Origin of the sequence: Streptomyces sp. NPDC050625, from assembly GCF_040654755.1 — a bacterium.
Classification (GTDB): Bacteria; Actinomycetota; Actinomycetes; order Streptomycetales; family Streptomycetaceae; genus Streptomyces.
The window spans coordinates 1-17,021 of record NZ_JBFAIQ010000066.1; the positions used below are offsets into that span (position 1 = coordinate 1).

The following is a 17,021-nucleotide window of genomic DNA, read 5'->3' on the forward strand; positions in this document are numbered from 1 at the left end:
GAGTACAAGGCGGCCAGGCACGGGCGTACCTTCGCCAAGGTGGACCGGGCCTTCCCGTCCTCGCAGCTCTGCTCGGCCTGCGGATTCCGCGACGGCCCCAAGCCCCTGCACGTCCGTGAGTGGACGTGCGGCGAGTGCGGTGCCGTGCACGACCGCGACCACAACGCGGCCCGCAACGTCCTGTTCGAAGGACGCCGTATCGTCGCCGCCGGACGGGCGGAGACGCCAAACGCCTGTGGAGTGCCGGTAGGACGGGCACACGTGCCCGCACAGCGCGGTGAAGCAGGAAGCCCCCGGAAGGGTCAGACGACCCAGGCCGGAATCCCTGGACTTTAGACCAGGGAGCACGTCAAAGGCACCCGCACGAACACCGGGCAATGACCACCCGAGTCGAAACTCCGCACCGGGCTGAGCAGCGCCGGCGACAAGGGCAGCAGTGGACAGCACTCAGCGGCCAGACCTGGCCGCTACCCGCCCGCACGGTGCGCCCTCTTGGCGGACGGCCGTCAATGGCGGGCCGTGGCCACACTGCATCCGGCCGTGGCCCCACCCTGCCGCCACCCATGTCGGCAGTTGTGAACCACTCGGCGCGCACATCGTGTGCCCGACCACAGTCAGCAGGTCGACGTTCAGCGCCCGCCCAGTCTCGACGGATCGTCTGACGCTGCCTGTGCCGTGGGAAGACCTGCCAGCGTAGGTGACATGAGCGTCCTGCCATCGGTGCCCAATCGCCGCACCCCACCCAGCTTGTCGCTCTCGTCCGCGCCGGCGCCCGCTTCGAATGCGACAGGGGATCCACGCAGCTTGATTCATCCCGGTCCGCTCAGCGGTCGCCGTATGACCCGTATGTGAGGTACTCGCCGAACTCATCCTGATGCCAACCGGGGTCTGCCCATCGCCCCCCATGCTCCAGCGAGCCTTCATAGACGATTTCCAAGACACTTCCCTCGGAATGGCCAGGCAGCGAGAGTCGGCGGCTCCTGCTGTACAGAAACAGCGAGACACTGGTGTGCGGCTTCCCGTCGACGGGCTCCATCCCGAGAATTCCCTCCCAGCACAGCTGGAAAGCTTGCCCCTGCGGGGGTGAACTACGGATCAGGCAGGAAAAAGCATCGTCATCGACCAGGCACTCGTCGGGTGACTCCACGAGCACGACCGGCTCTTGCAAGAACTCGCTCAACTCTTCCACAAGCCTTGTGATCCATCCAGGCCGTGGATCGCTTCCACTGGTCACGCGCGGCCGCCCCGATCCCCTGGTCGATTCCTGATGAGTGGCCCCCGCATCAGACGCCGGCGATCCACAGGTCTTGACCATAGCCCCAGACGTGGCCGTAGGCGTCGGTCCGGGCAGCCTGCACTGATGCCGGCTTCGGCCTTGCACCCGCGGCGCGGGGCCATCGTGTGGCAACCCTGCACGGTGCGCGGATGGCCCTGGTCGTACCGGGACCACAGGACGGCCTGGTCCTGGGGGTGCGTCACCGCTCCTTGGGAGCGTCAGGCGCGGTCACGTTTTCTTGGGGCTATGTTGGGGGGTCTCACCTACCTGCGGTGCCGGGCGGCCTGCCAGCCTGGAGTCCGGCTGCTGCGCCGTCTGGGGAGTGATCTCCGTAGAGCCGGGGCAGCGCGTCAGGGAGGGATCATCCATGCATACCACCACGTTGATCAATCTGTTCCAGGTGCCGGCCGAGCGTGAGGACGAGTTCGTGGCGGCATGGCGGTCGGCGGCCGCCTACCTCGCCACCTGTCCAGGCTACGTCTCGACGAGGCTGCACCGGGCTATCGACCGGGACGCCGAGTACACCTTTGTCAATGTTGCGCAGTGGGCCTCGCCCGAGGCGTTCAGGGCTGCCACGGCCAGTCCGGAATTCAGGAAGCTGGCAGGCGCGCTTGCCGGATTCCCCAGCCTGCCGGGGCTGTTCTCCGTGGAGTACGAGCACAGCGCCTGACCAGCCGCGCCACCGCTCTGTCAGCCGGCGGCTCGGACCGCGCCAGCGGCGTCGGCGCTCTTGCGCGCCCTATTTGAGGCGGCCCAATTCCGCATGAAAGTGATGGCACGCATGACTGACATAGGCATCATCCTGGGGAGTACCCGGCCCGGCCGTCGCGGGATGGCGGTGGCCCAGTGGGTGCAGGAGACCGCCGTGCGGCGCGGTGACGCCGACTTCGAGCTGGCGGACGTGGCCGACTTCCAACTGCCGCTTCTCGACGAGCCGGCACCGCCCGCGCAGGGCCCATACGACAAGCCGCACACTCAGGCATGGGCCCGGAAGATCACCTCTTTGACGGGTACGTGTTCGTGACCCCGGAGTACAATCACGGGCCATCCGGTGCGCTGAAGAACGCGATCGACTTCCTGTACCGGGAGTGGAACGACAAGGCCGCGGGATTCGTCGGCTACGGTGCGACCGGAGGCGTCCGGGCCGTGGAGCAGTTGCGGCAGGTGATGGGCGAGCTCCAGGTCGCCGACGTACGCACTCAGGTTGGCCTGTCGCTGTTCACGGACTTCGTGGACTCCTCCGTCTTCCGGCCGGGCCCGCACCAGGAGCAGATGCTCGCGCGGATGCTCGACGAGGTGATCCGGTGGAGTGACGCCCTTGCTTCGCTGCGCGCGGCCCCGCTCGAGGGGCGGGAGTGAGGTGCCCGGCAGTGCGGCTCCACGGTGGACGCCCTCCGTGGGGCCGGTCGACAATGGCGTGGTGTCGTCGCAGACGGTCCTGCTGGAGCGAGAGAGGGAAGTCGCGGCCATCGCGGCCGCGGTGAAGGACGCCGCGCAGGGGACGGGCAGACTGCTGCTGGTGGAGGGGCCGGCCGGTATCGGCAAGTCGCGGCTGCTGGAGCAGGCGCGGCAAGAAGCCGTCCTCGCGGGCGCGGCTGTGGCCGGCGCTCGGGCGGTCGAACTGGACCGGGACTTCTCCTTCGGCGTGGTGCGGCAGTGGTTCGAGCCCCTGGCCGCCGGCGATGCTTCCGTGCGGGAGGCACTGTGGGCGGGGCCGGCTTGTCTGGCGAAGGATGCCGTGACCGGAACGTGGTCCAGCGCGGCACAGGGGGCCGACTTCCCGTCCTTCACGGACTGTACTGGCTGGCTGCCAATGCCTTTCGCGAACGCCCGCTCGTCCTGGTGGTGGACGACCTGCAGTGGTGCGACGCGCCGTCGCTGCGCTACCTGGCCCACCTGCTGCCGCGCATCGGCGACCTCAGCCTCCTGGTGGTCGCCGCGCTGCGCACAGGAGAGCCGGCCGCCGACGAGCGCCTGGTGCAGCACATCACCGCGGATCCGTCCGTGCATGTCCTGGTCCCGTGCGCACTGAGCGCCCAGGCGAGCGAGGCGCTGCTGCGCCAGCACCTGCCGTCGGAAGTGGATCCGCAGTTCGCCGCCGCCTGCTTCGCGGCCACCGGCGGAAACCCGCTGCTGGTGCGCGAATTGGCCCGCACCCTGGCCGCCGAGGCGATCGCGGGCCACGCCGCGCACGCCTCCAAGGTCACCGAGCTGGGACCCCCGGTCCTCGCGCGGCTGGTCTCCGTCCGCCTGGCGCGACTTCCCGACATCTCGCAGATGCTCGCCCAGGCCGTGGCCGTCCTCGGTGACCACGCCGACGTGCGCACGGCCGCAGCCCTGCCCGGCCAGGACACGCCCACCGCACTGGAGGCCGCGGCGGCACTGGAGCGCATGGAGACCGCAGGTGCATCGAACCACTGCGCGGCCGGTCCGCTCATGCTCGACTCATCCTCCCCGGTGTGTTTGGTCCTGGGTGATGCTCCGTATGACGGTCGCGTGTTCCACCATGCGCCCATGCTGCCGCCGCAGACTCGGGCGGGCAACGCCACGCCCGCCGAGTGGCTGAAGCGCCAGCACCCCCGCCGATCCTGATAGAGGGTCAGTCGAGCGTGTCCGGGGTCAGCTTGTCTGCGTGTTCGCCTGTGACCAGGTAGACCACACGCTGGGCCACCGAAACTGCATGGTCGGCGAACCGCTCGTAGTAGCGGCCGACCAGCGTGACGTCCACGGCCGTTTCCACGCCATGGTGCCACTGCTCATCCATGAGGTGCTGGAAGGTCATGCGGTGCAGCTCGTCCATGCGGTCGTCGTCCTGCTCCAGCTGGAGTGCCGCAGCGACGTCATGGGTGATGATCACTTCGGCGGCCTGTGCCATCAGACGCTGCGCCAGCTGGCCCATCTCCAGAATCGTTCGGCGTAGGTCGCGCGGCACCGCCCGCTGGGGGTATCGCATCCGAGCCAGTTTGGCCACGTGCTCGGCCAGGTCACCGCAGCGTTCCAGGTCCGCGCTCATGCGCAGCGAGGTGACCACGAGTCGCAAGTCAGTAGCGACGGGCTGCTGGCGAGCCAGCACCGTGATCGCCCGGTTCTCCAGGTCACGCTGGAGGTCATCGATCTTTGCGTCGGCTGAGATCACGCTCTCGGCGAGCTGGAGATCTGCATCCAGGAGAGCAGCAGTGGCCAGCCCCATGGCCGAGCCGACCAGGTTCGCCATCTCCACGAGGCTGTCGCTGATCGAGTTCAGCTCATCGTGATAGGTCTCCCGCATCGCGTCCTCACCGCCCAGTTGTGTGTGCCAGACTCTTGGGTGCCAGACTCGCACACAGTGCACGCGTGACTACCGGCCGCCTTCAGTCGGCCGTTGGAGGCTGAGCCCATCGTCGAGTCTGGGCACCCCACCTGACATGCATCGGCTTACCGGCCATGCCCACGCGCAGGCTGGGACCCTGCGGCCGGCTCAACCTGATGAGGCACGTCGGTCTGACAAGCTGCGCACAGTTCTCGCTGGTGATCACGGTTCCCCACCCGCGGCACACCTCGCAGCTACGGGCAGACACAAGGTCTGCGCGAGGCGCAGGCCGGGGAGTGCCCTCGGCTCCATGGGCCGTGTACGAGTCCTCCTCAGCAGACCGGCAGATCCAGAATGTAGCTTTATAAACCCTTTATACAGGTATAAGGGTGGCACTCATTCTGGGTAGACCCGATCACCTGCACCCTTCCCCCCGAGATCGGCGGAGTCTCACAGACCGAGTCAGGCCATCGCTCGACGTGCGCCCCCCTCGATGCGACAGTGATCCAAAGGAGACCCTGGCGCCGGACCAACGCGGAATGACCGAAGCTGGGAAACCTACTGGCACTGCCTCCTAGCGGCGACGTAGGCCTATTTTCAGATTGTGGGGTCATGGCTGCCATTCACCCCGTTTAGGGCCGAGTCGAGCGCTCCTGTCAAGAGCGACGCAAAGGTGTCGAAGAAAGACAGAGATGATGGCGGAGATCGCGAGAAAGAACAGGAGCCCCAGGACGCCATATCCTTCATCTGAACCTCCGGGTGCCAGCCATGCAAAGAACTCCGAGATAAGCGCAATTACTTCGAGGTTCAGGAAAATGAACGCGGCCCAATAGGCTACGCGTACAGTTTTCGCCCCAAGTCCAGCGAGAGGCCGCAGCACGAGCAGCCGACGCAAAACCGGGGTACTCGGCTGTGGCGGGGCTACGGAACTGGCCTCCTGAGCCGACTGGTAGCAACGGTCCAGCCAGCCCTCTACCTCAGGGGAAACGCCAGTCGCCGGTTCCAGCAGTTTTCTCGCCTGGATCCAATTGGTGACAAACTGCACTTCCAGCTGGGCTTTCTCTACCTGCTCCCTGTGACGGTGCGTGAGGTCTTTCCTTTTTCGACGGTCCTGGATCGTGAGCCCTGCTACGCCGACCGCTGCGGTCACGATGGGGACCGTCAGTGTGGTCAATGCCTGGCCAACTTCAGCGTTCATACAGCAACTTTGCCGCGTCGAGTTTCCTTATATGGAAGCCCCTGTCGCACATGTCACCCGAAGGATAATGGAGAAGCGATTCGGCAGCCTAATGTGCGCCAAGCGGCGCCATGTGATCCGAAAAAACTCCCTGGGGGCCAGCGCGCAGGTCGGTGGAGTCTCATTGGGCGAGTCAAGCGCTGTCGAGTGCCTTCAGGGGCGGCTGTAGGTTCTGAGGGTGGCATTGGCTGCCGCCATGTACCTGCCAGCTCTGCGAGTGCCTCGCGTGCCAGCTGGCGGACTGTGAGCCATCCTGCGTCGGTCGTCAGTGCCTCACACGTCCATCTGGCAGCATGCTCCGGCCCGCTCATCGCTTCGAGGATCGCGTCCATGCGTGAGAGGTGCGACTCCATCGCGGCATCGATACGACCAGCCTCGGCAAGGACCAGGATCGCGCCCTTCGCGTTTTCGTAGTCCAAGGCCAGGTCGTCCGTTTCGAGTCGGTACTTGTCGAGCCACGCGATTTGATCCGAAGGCGCTGGTCACCTCACAGACCGGCCGGGTCCACGCAGGCCTCGGCGGTGAGCACAAGGCCGCACAGCACCTCGACGCAGCCGACGAGCTGCTGCATGGCGATCTCGGCGACGTGCCGGAGTGGGTGACGTACTTCGACGCCGCATAACGCGCCGCGCAGGCGCAGTCTCCGCCCGCGACCTAAGAAACCTTGGCCTCCTCCACCGCGCCAGCAGCTACTTCACCGACGCGCTCGCCCGCCGCAAGCCCGGCTTCGACCGGGTGAAGATCATGGAGCGGATGGGGGTGTCCGCCGCGCTGTTCGATGAGGGCGAGCCGGAGCAGGCCCGCCGCCGCCCAGCACGCCCTCGGCGAGGCCGCCCGGATCGACTCCACCCTCGTCGCCTCCTGGCTCAACACCCTGCTGGATTCCACCCGGCCGTACCTGAGCGATGCAGTCGACGAGGTCCGCACCCGTGCGAAGGACCTCGCGGCAGCCCGCCCGACGACGATCGCCGCCTGAGACCATCGCACCATGGGCAAGCACTCCCGACCCGGACCACCGAACCAGCCCTTCCGCGCGGTCCTGCGCGTCCTGCAAGTGACCCGCTCGCCGCCTACAACAAGCGCCGTCGGTCGCCACTCGATCAGTACCGCCGACACCGCCCGCTGCACGCCGGCGGCGGGCACTTGCGCTCCGGTGAGCCGAAGGTGCTGGAGGAGTGGGACGGCTTCCGCTTCGTGCCAGCAGGCGCTGCGCCCGATCTCGCGGCGGTATAGCAATGGGTGAATGCAGGGACGTTCGGCGACGGCGCCGAGCCGACTGCCTGACGCTCGCACACCGCCATCACCTGGCATGCAGCTGAGAGCGACGACTTTTGAGCACTGTGGCTTCGGGCCGGCGAGCCCGTACCTGCCATGTGACCCGTTGGATCAAGCCCGCAGACCCTTGAGCCCGTCGTAGGCGGCCATCACAAGCTCCAGTCCCCGGTTGTCGTCCGCGGGTTCGCGCATCTGATTGGTCACGTATGCCATCGTCATGCGATCCTCGGGATCGATCATGACGAGTGAGCCGCCCCAACCGCCCCACCCAAAGGTGTTGCCGAACAGCCCGTAGCCCAGCCCCCAACGCACCGGCATGCCCAGTCTGCGGTCCTCGCCGCTGAACTGCTCCTCCCTTGCACGGTCACAGCCCGCCTGCGACAGCAGTCGCACCCCACGCACGGCTCCTTTGCAGGCCAACACCGACTGCGCGAGGGCGACCGAGCGGGCGTTGCCGAAGCCGCTCGCCGCGGGGATCTGTGCGCGACGCCAGGCCACGCTGTTCCCGTCGCGGACCCGTACGGCCTTGCCGGTGGTGGGGGACGCGCTGTTGCCGGGTGCGCTTGCGGCGTAGTCCTCGTCCTGGGACGGCGGCGGGACGGTGAGCGCCACCCGGTGGTCGTGCTCGGCAGGCAGTCCGATGTGGAAGTCGGCACTCAGCGGTCCGGCCACCTGCTCTGCGAAGAACTTGCCCAGGCTCCGGCCGGTGATCCGGCGTACGACCTCGCCCACGAGAAACCCCTGGGTGAGCGAGTGGTATCCGGCCGTGTTTCCCGGTTCCCACTGCGGAGCCTGCGCGGCCAGACGTGCCGTGGCGGACGGCCAGTCGTAGAGATCCTCGATCGGCCCGTCCCAGTCGGGCAGGCCCGCAGTGTGCCCGAGCAGGTGTCGCACCAGCACGTTTTCCTTGCCTGCTGTGGCGAACTCAGGCCAGTACCGGCCGACCGGCGCGGCCAGATCGAGCTCGCCACGGTCGGCCAGGACCAGCGCGCACAGTGCCGTCATCGTCTTGGTGACGGACCAGACATTGGTGATCGTGTCACGCTGCCACGGGATCGTGCGATCCGCGTCGGCGAACCCACCCCAGACGTCCACCACCGGCTCGCCGTCCACGAACACGGCAACCGAGGCACCCGCGTCTCCGTCGTCCAGCAATCCGGCCAACGTATTGGGAACTGGGGTGAACAGATCATCGTATGAGCCCTGAATATCGGCCATACGCCGTATTAGCGCGCATCGGCCCGTCAGAGGCAATCGAATTTCTCAGCCCCGGCAGGTGTGTTGGGCGCTCCTGCCGATCATCTCAGCCTGCGGAGGGCCCGCACGAGAACGCGCGTGCGGCAGGATAGGCGCCGACCCGGCCATGTCACCGCGCGAACGATGATCGACGCCACGGCCCGTTGGGCGGGACTCAGGCTGGTTCGTCTACATCTCCGGCGCCGGAGCGATGCCCGTCGGGCAGGAAGCTCCCCAGTTGGTTTCGAACGGGGTACTTAGCTTGACCCCCGTCCCAGCGAGCCTGTGCTGCCATGTGCCCCATAGGTGGGGCCGGCTGTCGGGTGGACCAGCCCGTCATCCGTGTAGGTGGGCAAGAAATGCGTCTCCAAGGGGATAGGGGTGTTCCTGGGGCAGCAGTCGGGTGGCTGAGTCCAGGTCACCACTGCGGACGAGGGCGTGGATCTCGTGAGCGAGTGCGGTCACGTCGCGGATGGCGACCGTCCACTCGTCCGCGTAGCGTCGTGCGGCCTCACCGGAGAGGCCGAGTTGCAGGGACCGGTACGGCAGGGGCTGTAGGTGCAGGTCCCGCTCGGGGTCCCACTGGACACGAGCGGGCGCACGCTTCAACTGACGCTGCCAGGTGGCTCGGTCGGGGTGTATCCCGCGGGCATGGCTCGACAGACACGTGTGGCGCAGTGCCCATTCGAAGCCGTCACGGTTGATCTCGACAGCCAGGACGGTCTCCTGCCCCTCCTTGGTGCCCCAGCCGCAGCGGTACATCATCCACAGGAATGACGGCTTGATCCATGTCAAGCCTTGTTCACCGTCCTTTCTGGTGCACCCCGTGCGCACCGTCCGGCCCGTTTCGAAAAGAGTCCGGTTTCTCGCGACGGACGCCGCCCGCCTCCTCGTAGAGCGGACGAAGGCACCACCCTGTACCGCCACGCACCACCGCCCTTGGTCCGACTCGCGAACCCACGAGGTACCTGTGGCTCTCCTCTCGACACTCCATCTTCACCGCCACCCGCGGTTGCGGGGGCGTCTCGCCGTCGGGTTGCTGGCACTCATCGCCGGAACCCTGCCGAGTGCGTCGGCCGACGCCGCCACCCCTTCCTCCGGATCGGTCAGCGACACTGCGCCCACGACCACGTGGAGCGCCGGTCCCTTCGCCGTCCCGAACGTCTCCGGCACTGCCGGGACGGTGAGCTGCGGAAGTGCGCAACTCTGCGACGACTACACCCTGAAGGTGTCGGTGCCCGTGGGCTACGACACCGGCCACAGCCTGCGCGTCGATGTCAAGTGGCCGGACTCCGCTGCCGACTTCGACCTGTACGTCCTCGACGCGGACGGCCGCGAGGTGGCCGCCTCCGCCTCGTCCAGCGACCCGGAGACCGTGCTGCTTCCGGCGGTGTCGGCGTCGTACACCGTGCGCGTGGTGCCGTACGCGCCGCTCGGCGACAGTTTCACCGGCACCGCGAGCCTGATCGCCAACCCGGCCGATCCGCCGCCGAGTACGGCCACCCCTCCGACGTACGCGAACTCCTCGGCACCCGGCAGCATCGCGGACGCGCACAACGCCGGTGAACCCTCGATCGGCGTCGACCGCGTGAGTGGCGCCGCGATGTTCCAGGCGTACACCTCGACGCTCAAGGTCACCTACGACAGCGCCGGCGCCGCCACGTGGCAGGACAAGAGCGCGAAGGCGGCCAACGGCTGCCCCCAGGGCAGCACCACCAGCCTCGACCCGATCCTGTTCACCGACCCGGTCACCCACCGCACCTTCGAGTCGCAGCTCGCCGGAAAGACCGCCCTGACCTGCTACACCGACGACGACGGTGAGACGTGGACGCCGACAGGCGGCTCGGGCATCGACTCCGGTGTGGACCACCAGACCATCGGTGGCGGCCCCTTCACCAAGGGCGGGCCGGGCACCGTCACGTCGTACCCGAACGCCGTCTACTACTGCTCCCAGGACATCGCCGACGCTTCCTGCGCGGTCAGCCGGGACGGCGGTCTGACGTACGGGCCCGCCGTTCCGATGTACTCGCTGCTGGACTGCGGCGGCCTGCACGGGCATGTGAAGGTCGCCCCGGACGGCACGGTGTACGTTCCCAACAAGGGCTGCGGCGGCAACCAGGCCGTGGCCGTGGCCGAGGACAACGGACTGACGTGGACCGTCCGCAAGAACCCGTCCAGCACCCCCGGTGATTCCGACCCGAGCGTGGGAATCGGCGCCGGCGGGACCGTGTACATGGGCTACCAGAACAGCGACGGCACCGCGCGGATCGCCGTCAGCCACGACAAGGGCAAGACGTGGCTGTACGACCAGAACGTCGGCGCGTCCCTCGGCATCAAGAACGTCGTTTTCCCCGCCGTGACCGCGGGCGACGACAACCGCGCCGCCTTCGCCTTCCTGGGCACCACGACCGGAGGCAACTACCAGGACACGGCCAACTTCAAGGGCGTCTGGCACCTGTACGTGGCCACCACCTACGACGGCGGCCAGTCCTGGGTCACTGCCGACGCCACCCCCACCGACCCGGTACAGAAGGGGTCCATCTGCACGGGCGGCACCACCTGCGGCCAGGACCGCAACCTACTGGACTTCATCGACGTCACCCTCGACGCCCAGGGCCGCGTGCTCGCCGCCTACGCCGACGGCTGCACCGGCACCTGCGCGACCGGCGGCGCGCAGAACTACGACGCACTGGCCTCCATCGCCCGCCAGTCCTCCGGCAACACGCTGTACGGCGCGTACGACGCCGTGGTTGCCGGCAAGCACAAGAAGTGCAAGGGAGGCTGCTAGGTGAAGCCGTTCGCCCCGCCTGCCGTGCTGGTCGGCGCCGTCCTCGCTCTGGCGGCCGTCACCGGATGCTCGCCCGCGGCCCGGAACGCCGGACCCCCTGCTACGCCGCACGCGGCCGCCTCCGCGCCCGGCGGCTGCCCCACCGCCGCCTCACTGCCGCTTCCCAAGGACTTCCCGGCGGATCTGCCGGTGCCCGAGGGCGCAGTCGTGAGCTCGGTGGAGCACCGCACCGGCGGCCGGCTGATCGTCGCCACGGTCGTACGGAGCGGCTTCGACGCCACCCTGGCCTTTCTGCAGAAGCAGCTCCCCAAGGCCGGATACGCCCCGAAGGACGGTGAGGTGGAGAAGGACGACGCCGAGTCGAACTTCTCCTCCACGACCGTCCGGGGCCGCTGGACCCTGCGTAAGATGCCCGACTGCGAGGAAGGGGTGTACCTGACGTACCTGACGTCTGCGGTCTCCTGAACTCTGCCCGGCCGGGGCCTCTTCCCGGCCGGGCCGACCTCGAGTGGCCACCGTCCGCGGCGAGCGGCACCGCCTGCAACTCGGCCCAAGGGTGGCCCCTCGGACTGGAAGACCGCTGATGAACAGGTTGCACCGCGAGCCCGACCGGCCGACCTGCCAAAGGACGGTGAGACGGCAGCCCCGGACCAACGATCAGATGATCCATGTCATTCTGTCGCGCTTCCACGCGGTGGGAAACGGCTCTCGCGGACCGCAGGCAGGCCGATTTCCGGGGAGTATGCCTGGTAGACGGTGATCGTGGAATCCGCGTAGGCCGCACGGATCCCGCGTTGCGGTTGTTCCATGCCGTACAGCGTGAGGTCGGCCGTTCAGGCGGCCACTCATTTTCTACTGCCGCTCGCTGCGACGGAGAGCGCCAGCCGCAGCATCGTGCGGATTGGAGGTGGCACGACTGCCCTCCCCCGTAACCAGATGCCGAGTTGATGTAGCGACCGGTGCATCTGCTCTGTCGTCGTCATCGGGTACTGCGCCAGCGCCAGCCGGTCCCCGCCGCCCACGTCCACGTTCAGCCTTGCCACCGTCGCCCCGTCCCGTACGGTACGGCGCCGGTCTTGTCCGGCGCCGCGCATACGGTCCAGGCCAACGGCCAGCCCCGACCACAACCCCGACCATGAAGGCCTGACCAGCGTCCCGATGCGATAGCCCCGCCCCCGACCGCGCCCGCAACCCTATCGGGAACCCTTCCGACAACCCCGCCCACAACTGTCCGCATTTCCCTGGCGTCTGACGGTGTATCCGCAGGTCACCACGCCGTTATGGCGTGGTGGGGGCCCCGGCGTCCCCCTCTGCACCCCCACCGACGGCCCCACCCAGCAAGAACCAAGAACGGGAAGGCCGGGCGGGTGTGGTGGCGGAGCGGCCGGGGGATCGGGCGGCCTCCTGGGGTGCACGTCGGCGAGGCCGCACGCGCTGCCGGGCAGACAAGCCGCCCGGCGCTCTCCGGCGGGTGATCTTCGGCGTGCGGCTGCCGCGTCGGAGGGGCCCGGAACTGCTGCCGCTGGCGGACTGAAGGGGCAGGCAGGGCCGGGCAGGGTCTCCTGGTCCGCCCCCGCATCGGATAGCGATCAGGGGAGCCGGATGGCAGTCTGAGAGGTGGATCCGAGTTTCGGGGAGCCCCTCACACCGATCGACACCACTGTTCGTGATCGCGGGAGGTGGAACTTCGATGAGAAGCCGGGCCTCACTTACCGGAACCGCAGTGGGCCTGATGGTGGCCGGAGCCCTGTCGACGACACTCGTACCCTTCACCGCGTCGCCGGCCTGGGCCCAGGAGTGTGTAGCCTCCGCTCGCACTCCGAGCCACAGCCATTCAGCCCGTGCCGACCGCCGAAACCGTGAGGTGAGGGAAGCGGTCGTGTGCCTCATCAACGCCCAGCGCGCACAACGCGGTCTTCCAGCCCTGACCTACAACCAGAACCTGACAACAGCGGCTCACCAGCACGCCTCCGCGGCCGTTCAGCAGCAGTGGTGGGGACCGGGCAAGGACTCGCACACCAACCCGCAGACGGGCTCGACACCGCAGAGCCGTATCCTGGGAGCCAGCTACTGCCCGAACCCCGTGTCCTGGCGAGTTGCCGAGATCACCTACACCGGCTGGGGCGGCAGGGGCACGCCAAACGCCGCCGTCGACTGGTGGATGAACTCACCACCCCACCGCGCGAACATCCTCGACTCCGGACTGCGTGAGATCGGACGCTGGGCTCAGGCCGGTGCGGCCGACCCGGCCGGAACAGGTGCGAGCGGAGCCGGAACGTACGTCGTCACCTTCGGAAGCTGTCAGCAGTAACGCACCAGCACGCGCCTGGGCGTCTCGAGTTCCGCCGCCGCCAGCCTCAGCCGTGCCTCGTCCGCTCCCGTGGACAGCGTCGGCCACTAGGGCGCGTATGGAGTCGTGATCAGTGGGTGTGACCTCGACTTTCAAGTCGACCATGCCGACCCGTAGTTGGCCGCGGCACCGATAGACCCCGTGTCATCGGCGTGCGGCTCGGTCCGTGAGGGTGTCAGCCACGAGAGGCTTGGGGTGTTGGCGGTGCCTGAACCAGATCCGAGCACGCCGGGTCCGACTGGGGCAGGTCGGCTACGGACTGATCCGTGCGGACCCGGTCACGCCGAGGCTCCTGCGTGCGCGGTCGATGTATTCCTGTCGCGCGGTTCGATAGGCCTCATGGGTCTGGTCCCAGCTCCCGCCGCTGTCGCCTTGGTCGGGAATTGCTCGTGCCAGTTGTTCCAGTTGCCAAAGGTACTGATTCATGCGTTTCACTGTGGCGATCGTGTGCCTGTCCCCCAGGAGTAGCAGTGCTTCGGAGAGGGCTGTGCGGTGGACTTCCGCACTGCCGAGTCTGTCGAGTGCCTCGGGGGTGGGTTCCAGTGGGTGGGGGCCGACGGTCAAGCCTCGGGCGACCGCGATGCGCTGAGCGTTTGAGACGAGCCGAGCGTATTCGGCGTAGGCCGTAAGGCGTTGTGCGTCCCACCGCACGGACTGCTCGCGCCGCCACTTGGTCCGCTCGTTCAGACTCGTCACAAGGAAGGAGGTGGCAGCACCGACGGCGACGCCGACGAGTGGGAGGATCTCGTTCGCCATGTTTGTGGGACCTCCGATCACATCGATACCGAACCCTCAATCCTCTCGCGGCGTCGGAGGGCCGATCTAGGGACTGTGTGACGTCAATGATCAATCTTGCAGATCCGGATCGGCTTGGAAGGCGGATCGGGTAGGAAGACGATCGTGACGCGCAGGCAACTCACCCACGAGCAGTGGAAGTTGATCGAGCCGTTCCTGCCCATAGGTGAGTACGGCCCGTACCCCGAGCGGCTGCAGGGGTACCCGCCGTCCTGGCTGGTCCTGCACGTCGGGTTCGTGCCGGAGTAGCCGTTCTGGCCGTGGCGGGACGAGCTTGCGCATGCTCTGTCTCTGTTCCTGCCGCGGCCTTCCGGACTGACGTGGGCGGCCCGCATCACCATGCAGTGCCGCGGCCGACGGCCCGGGACGGTACGGGGACGGCGCGGCGGGCATGAGGAGGCGGTGCTTCATGGTTCAACCGCCCAGTTTCCTGCGGTATTTCACCATGCACAACTTGCGGAATCACGTGCCCGGAAAGATGCTGGAATCATCAGATCGGGCATTTCACCAAGTGCCGTAACACCGTGGTGGCGATCAGTATCATGCCGCAGACCTCCTTCTTCGCCCGATGACCGGCCGACGGCTGGGTACGCGCTCGCCCGTGCGGTGAAAGAGCACGCGTCTGAAGGAGTCTCCATGAACGCGCCGGCCGAGAGCGGGACGGCCGTGCCCCGCTACTGCGTCCAACCACCGCAGACCCAGCCCGTGTTGCGCCCCGACCTCAACCCGAACCGATCGAGGGCCATACTCCTGGTCCGCGCCAAGTGGATCAACGGCACGGTCCTGCACTACGCCTTTCTCGACCAAGGCGGTGACATCGGAGGCCCGGAGCAGCTGGACGAGGTCCGGCACGCCTTCCAGGCATGGAAGGCCCTCGGGATCGGGCTGGAGTTCAAGGAGGTGGCCGATCCCGGCGACTCCGAGATCCGCGTCCTGTTCCGGGAGAGTGAGGGGTCCGCGTCGTACGTCGGCCGGGACAATCTGGGCATCGGCACCACCGAGCCGACCATGACGTTCGGCTGGGACCTGACCACCCCGTACGGCAAGGCCACCGCGCTGCACGAGACCGGGCACGCGATCGGCTTCGCCCATGAGCACCAGAACCCGTTCGCCGGCATCGTCTGGAACGAGGAGAAGGTCTACGCGGACCTCGCCGGACCACCCAACAATTGGCCCCACGAGGTCACGTTCAACAACATCCTGCGCAAGCTGTCGCAGAACGAGGTGACGGGTTCCCTCTGGGACCCCGACTCCATCATGGAGTACAGCTTCGGGCCTGGGCTCATTGTGCGTCCGGAAGCCTACCGCGGCGGCATCCCGGAGACGCTGGGCCTGTCCGCCACGGACAAGGAGCGTGTGCTCCAGTGGTACCCGCCGCTGGTCGCCCAGCCGGCCAGACTCCAGCCGTTCCAGTCGGCGCCGGTGCAGCTCGCCACCGGGGGTCAGGCCGACTTCGAGATCGTTCCACCGGAGACCCGGAGCTACCAGGTCGGCACGTTCGGCAACAGCGACGTCGTCCTGGCCCTGTTCGAGGAGACCACCGACGGTCTGCGGTACGTCACCGCCGACGACGACAGCGGACAGGACCGCAACGGACGCCTCGATGTCAAGCTCGTGAAGGACCACCGTTATGTGGCTCGGGCCCGCCTGTACTCCAGCTGGGGCAGCGGCTCGATCGCGCTCATGTACTGGTGAGCGGTGGTGGCCGCCCCGGCGTCCGGGGCGGCCGCCGGGCGAGTGGCACGGCCCGTGTGCTCCGCCGTGCCACTCCACCTCGAAGACCCATATAGGCCCGACCCCCGGGCCGCCTCGGGCACGTCGATCACTAGAGATCTTTAAGGGCTAGGGTTACGGCGGTCGGCAGCCGAGTCCGGTCTTGGCCACGGGTCCCTCGCTAAGCCTGGTCAGTACTGCATGCCGAACCCCTCCCGCTGCCGGTGCAGCGGGGGTTCGGTGTCATGCGTACGTGGTGCAGTGCGGACGCTGAGCGCCCCCAATCTGGGCGGCCGTGGGAGCAGCTGCTGGTTGAATTGCGCAGCGACGGCAACCTTGTCGCCTTGTCGAAGGTCCATGGTGTGTATTTGGCATCGTTGACGTGTGAGGAGCCTATGAAGCGGACGCTGCAAGTGCTGCGGAAGGCGGAGTTGTTGCTGCTGACGGCGAGCCTGAAAGCCGATCGGTATCTCGGCATGGGCGGGAGGTCCCGACCTCCGGCGCCCATCGCTGTTCGCGTCGCCAGCCGCCCGCTGCGCTCCGCGGCTGTCGTGGCAGTGCCGCTTGCAGCGCTGGGCGGCATGACCTTCGGGGCATTCACCGATGGGACGCGTTTCTGGCAGGCGGTCTTGTTGGGCGTTGGGATGACGCTGTTCTTCGCACTTCTCCTGCGGTTGGAGCGCCTGACTCAGCTGCACTACGAGCGCGTCGGCTATGACCCCATCGCCCGTCTGCCCGCCCACCGTCCGCGTCCCGGCGGGCTCGGACGGGCCCTTGCACAGTTGTGTATGGGCCTGTGTGCGTGCTGGGGCGTGCTGTGGGTGGCCTTCTGGAGTGTGGAAAGAGCCAAAGGCACTCCGGTCAGCTGGCTCTGCAGTGGGGTTTTCACGGGGCTGTTGCTACTGGGCACAACTGCGGTCGGCTACTGGGTGGAGCGGAAAAGGCAGCGGGCACGCCCGCCGGGTAGCTAGTGTCCTGCGCCAGTAGTTGATCGTTAGAAGTTGCGTGACTTCTGCTGCTGGTGCGTCAGTTCCCCGTCGGGGCCCGAAGCTGGAACCGTTG

16 protein-coding genes and 3 pseudogenes are annotated in these 17,021 nt (G+C 67.5%); 12 read left to right on the plus strand and 7 right to left on the minus strand.

The annotated features are described in order from the left end of the window. A partial coding sequence (locus AB0I54_RS46685; RefSeq protein ID WP_363302494.1) for a zinc ribbon domain-containing protein occupies nucleotides 1–336 on the plus strand: 336 nt, incomplete at its 5' end. Nucleotides 337–823: 487 nt separating this feature from the next. On the opposite strand, the gene AB0I54_RS46690 is transcribed toward AB0I54_RS46685, so the two are convergent. Next, complete coding sequence (locus tag AB0I54_RS46690; protein WP_363302495.1) at nucleotides 824–1,189, minus strand: hypothetical protein; 366 nt, start codon at nucleotides 1,187–1,189, stop codon at nucleotides 824–826. A 454-nt stretch (nucleotides 1,190–1,643) separates the two neighbouring features. Between AB0I54_RS46690 and AB0I54_RS46695 the strand changes: the two genes are divergently transcribed. The 4 genes and pseudogenes from AB0I54_RS46695 (at nucleotide 1,644) to AB0I54_RS46710 (ending at nucleotide 3,868) form a co-directional block, all read left to right on the plus strand. Next, nucleotides 1,644–1,946, plus strand: coding sequence for an antibiotic biosynthesis monooxygenase family protein (locus AB0I54_RS46695; RefSeq protein ID WP_363302496.1), 303 nt, complete (start codon nucleotides 1,644–1,646; stop codon nucleotides 1,944–1,946). Nucleotides 1,947–2,057: 111 nt separating this feature from the next. Further along, nucleotides 2,058–2,635 (plus strand): annotated as a pseudogene (locus tag AB0I54_RS46700) (NAD(P)H-dependent oxidoreductase). A gap of 61 nt (nucleotides 2,636–2,696) precedes the next feature. After that, a pseudogene (locus AB0I54_RS46705) lies at nucleotides 2,697–2,954 on the plus strand (AAA family ATPase); the annotation flags it as partial. Between the two features lie 164 nt (nucleotides 2,955–3,118). Next, complete coding sequence (locus AB0I54_RS46710; protein WP_363302497.1) at nucleotides 3,119–3,868, plus strand: hypothetical protein; 750 nt, start codon at nucleotides 3,119–3,121, stop codon at nucleotides 3,866–3,868. Nucleotides 3,869–3,875: 7 nt separating this feature from the next. Here the strand turns inward: AB0I54_RS46710 and phoU are convergent, their stop codons facing one another. Next, nucleotides 3,876–4,544, minus strand: coding sequence for a phosphate signaling complex protein PhoU (gene phoU, locus AB0I54_RS46715; RefSeq protein WP_363302498.1), 669 nt, complete (start codon nucleotides 4,542–4,544; stop codon nucleotides 3,876–3,878). Nucleotides 4,545–5,175: 631 nt separating this feature from the next. Then, nucleotides 5,176–5,763 carry a hypothetical protein gene (locus AB0I54_RS46720; RefSeq protein WP_363302499.1) on the minus strand — a complete coding sequence of 196 codons (588 nt, stop codon included), beginning with the start codon at nucleotides 5,761–5,763 and terminating at the stop codon, nucleotides 5,176–5,178. Between the two features lie 817 nt (nucleotides 5,764–6,580). On the opposite strand from AB0I54_RS46720, the gene AB0I54_RS46725 reads away from it, so the two are divergent. Then, complete coding sequence (locus AB0I54_RS46725) at nucleotides 6,581–6,778, plus strand: hypothetical protein (RefSeq protein ID WP_363302500.1); 198 nt, start codon at nucleotides 6,581–6,583, stop codon at nucleotides 6,776–6,778. Nucleotides 6,779–7,188: 410 nt separating this feature from the next. Here AB0I54_RS46725 and AB0I54_RS46730 read toward each other — a convergent pair whose 3' ends face one another. Further along, on the minus strand, nucleotides 7,189–8,295 hold the full coding sequence (locus AB0I54_RS46730; protein ID WP_363302501.1) for a serine hydrolase domain-containing protein: 1,107 nt from the start codon (nucleotides 8,293–8,295) through the stop codon (nucleotides 7,189–7,191). A gap of 354 nt (nucleotides 8,296–8,649) precedes the next feature. Beyond that, nucleotides 8,650–9,147, minus strand: a complete 498-nt coding sequence (locus AB0I54_RS46735) for a DUF4291 domain-containing protein (RefSeq protein WP_363302502.1) — start codon at nucleotides 9,145–9,147, stop codon at nucleotides 8,650–8,652. Nucleotides 9,148–9,349: 202 nt separating this feature from the next. On the opposite strand from AB0I54_RS46735, the gene AB0I54_RS46740 reads away from it, so the two are divergent. Together AB0I54_RS46740 and AB0I54_RS46745 are read left to right on the plus strand one after the other, a co-directional pair. After that, on the plus strand, nucleotides 9,350–11,101 hold the full coding sequence (locus AB0I54_RS46740; RefSeq protein ID WP_363302503.1) for a sialidase family protein: 1,752 nt from the start codon (nucleotides 9,350–9,352) through the stop codon (nucleotides 11,099–11,101). After that, complete coding sequence (locus AB0I54_RS46745; RefSeq protein WP_363302504.1) at nucleotides 11,102–11,566, plus strand: hypothetical protein; 465 nt, start codon at nucleotides 11,102–11,104, stop codon at nucleotides 11,564–11,566. A 198-nt stretch (nucleotides 11,567–11,764) separates the two neighbouring features. Here the strand turns inward: AB0I54_RS46745 and AB0I54_RS46750 are convergent. Next, a pseudogene (locus AB0I54_RS46750) lies at nucleotides 11,765–11,910 on the minus strand (DUF4291 family protein); the annotation flags it as partial. A 1,070-nt stretch (nucleotides 11,911–12,980) separates the two neighbouring features. Here AB0I54_RS46750 and AB0I54_RS46755 point away from each other — a divergent pair. Next, nucleotides 12,981–13,412, plus strand: coding sequence for a CAP domain-containing protein (locus AB0I54_RS46755; RefSeq protein ID WP_363302505.1), 432 nt, complete (start codon nucleotides 12,981–12,983; stop codon nucleotides 13,410–13,412). 291 nt (nucleotides 13,413–13,703) lie between these two features. On the opposite strand, the gene AB0I54_RS46760 is transcribed toward AB0I54_RS46755, so the two are convergent. After that, nucleotides 13,704–14,207 (minus strand): hypothetical protein, encoded by a 504-nt coding sequence (locus AB0I54_RS46760; protein WP_363302506.1) that lies wholly within the window; start codon nucleotides 14,205–14,207, stop codon nucleotides 13,704–13,706. A gap of 144 nt (nucleotides 14,208–14,351) precedes the next feature. On the opposite strand from AB0I54_RS46760, the gene AB0I54_RS46765 reads away from it, so the two are divergent. From AB0I54_RS46765 to AB0I54_RS46775, 3 genes are all read left to right on the plus strand, one after another. Next, a complete protein-coding gene (locus AB0I54_RS46765) occupies nucleotides 14,352–14,495 on the plus strand; it encodes a hypothetical protein (RefSeq protein ID WP_363302509.1) in 144 nt (47 codons plus the stop codon). 387 nt (nucleotides 14,496–14,882) lie between these two features. Then, a complete protein-coding gene (locus tag AB0I54_RS46770; RefSeq protein ID WP_363302507.1) occupies nucleotides 14,883–15,941 on the plus strand; it encodes a M12 family metallopeptidase in 1,059 nt (352 codons plus the stop codon). Between the two features lie 413 nt (nucleotides 15,942–16,354). Further along, on the plus strand, nucleotides 16,355–16,930 hold the full coding sequence (locus AB0I54_RS46775) for a hypothetical protein (protein ID WP_363302508.1): 576 nt from the start codon (nucleotides 16,355–16,357) through the stop codon (nucleotides 16,928–16,930). The last annotated feature ends 91 nt before the right edge of the window (nucleotides 16,931–17,021 follow it).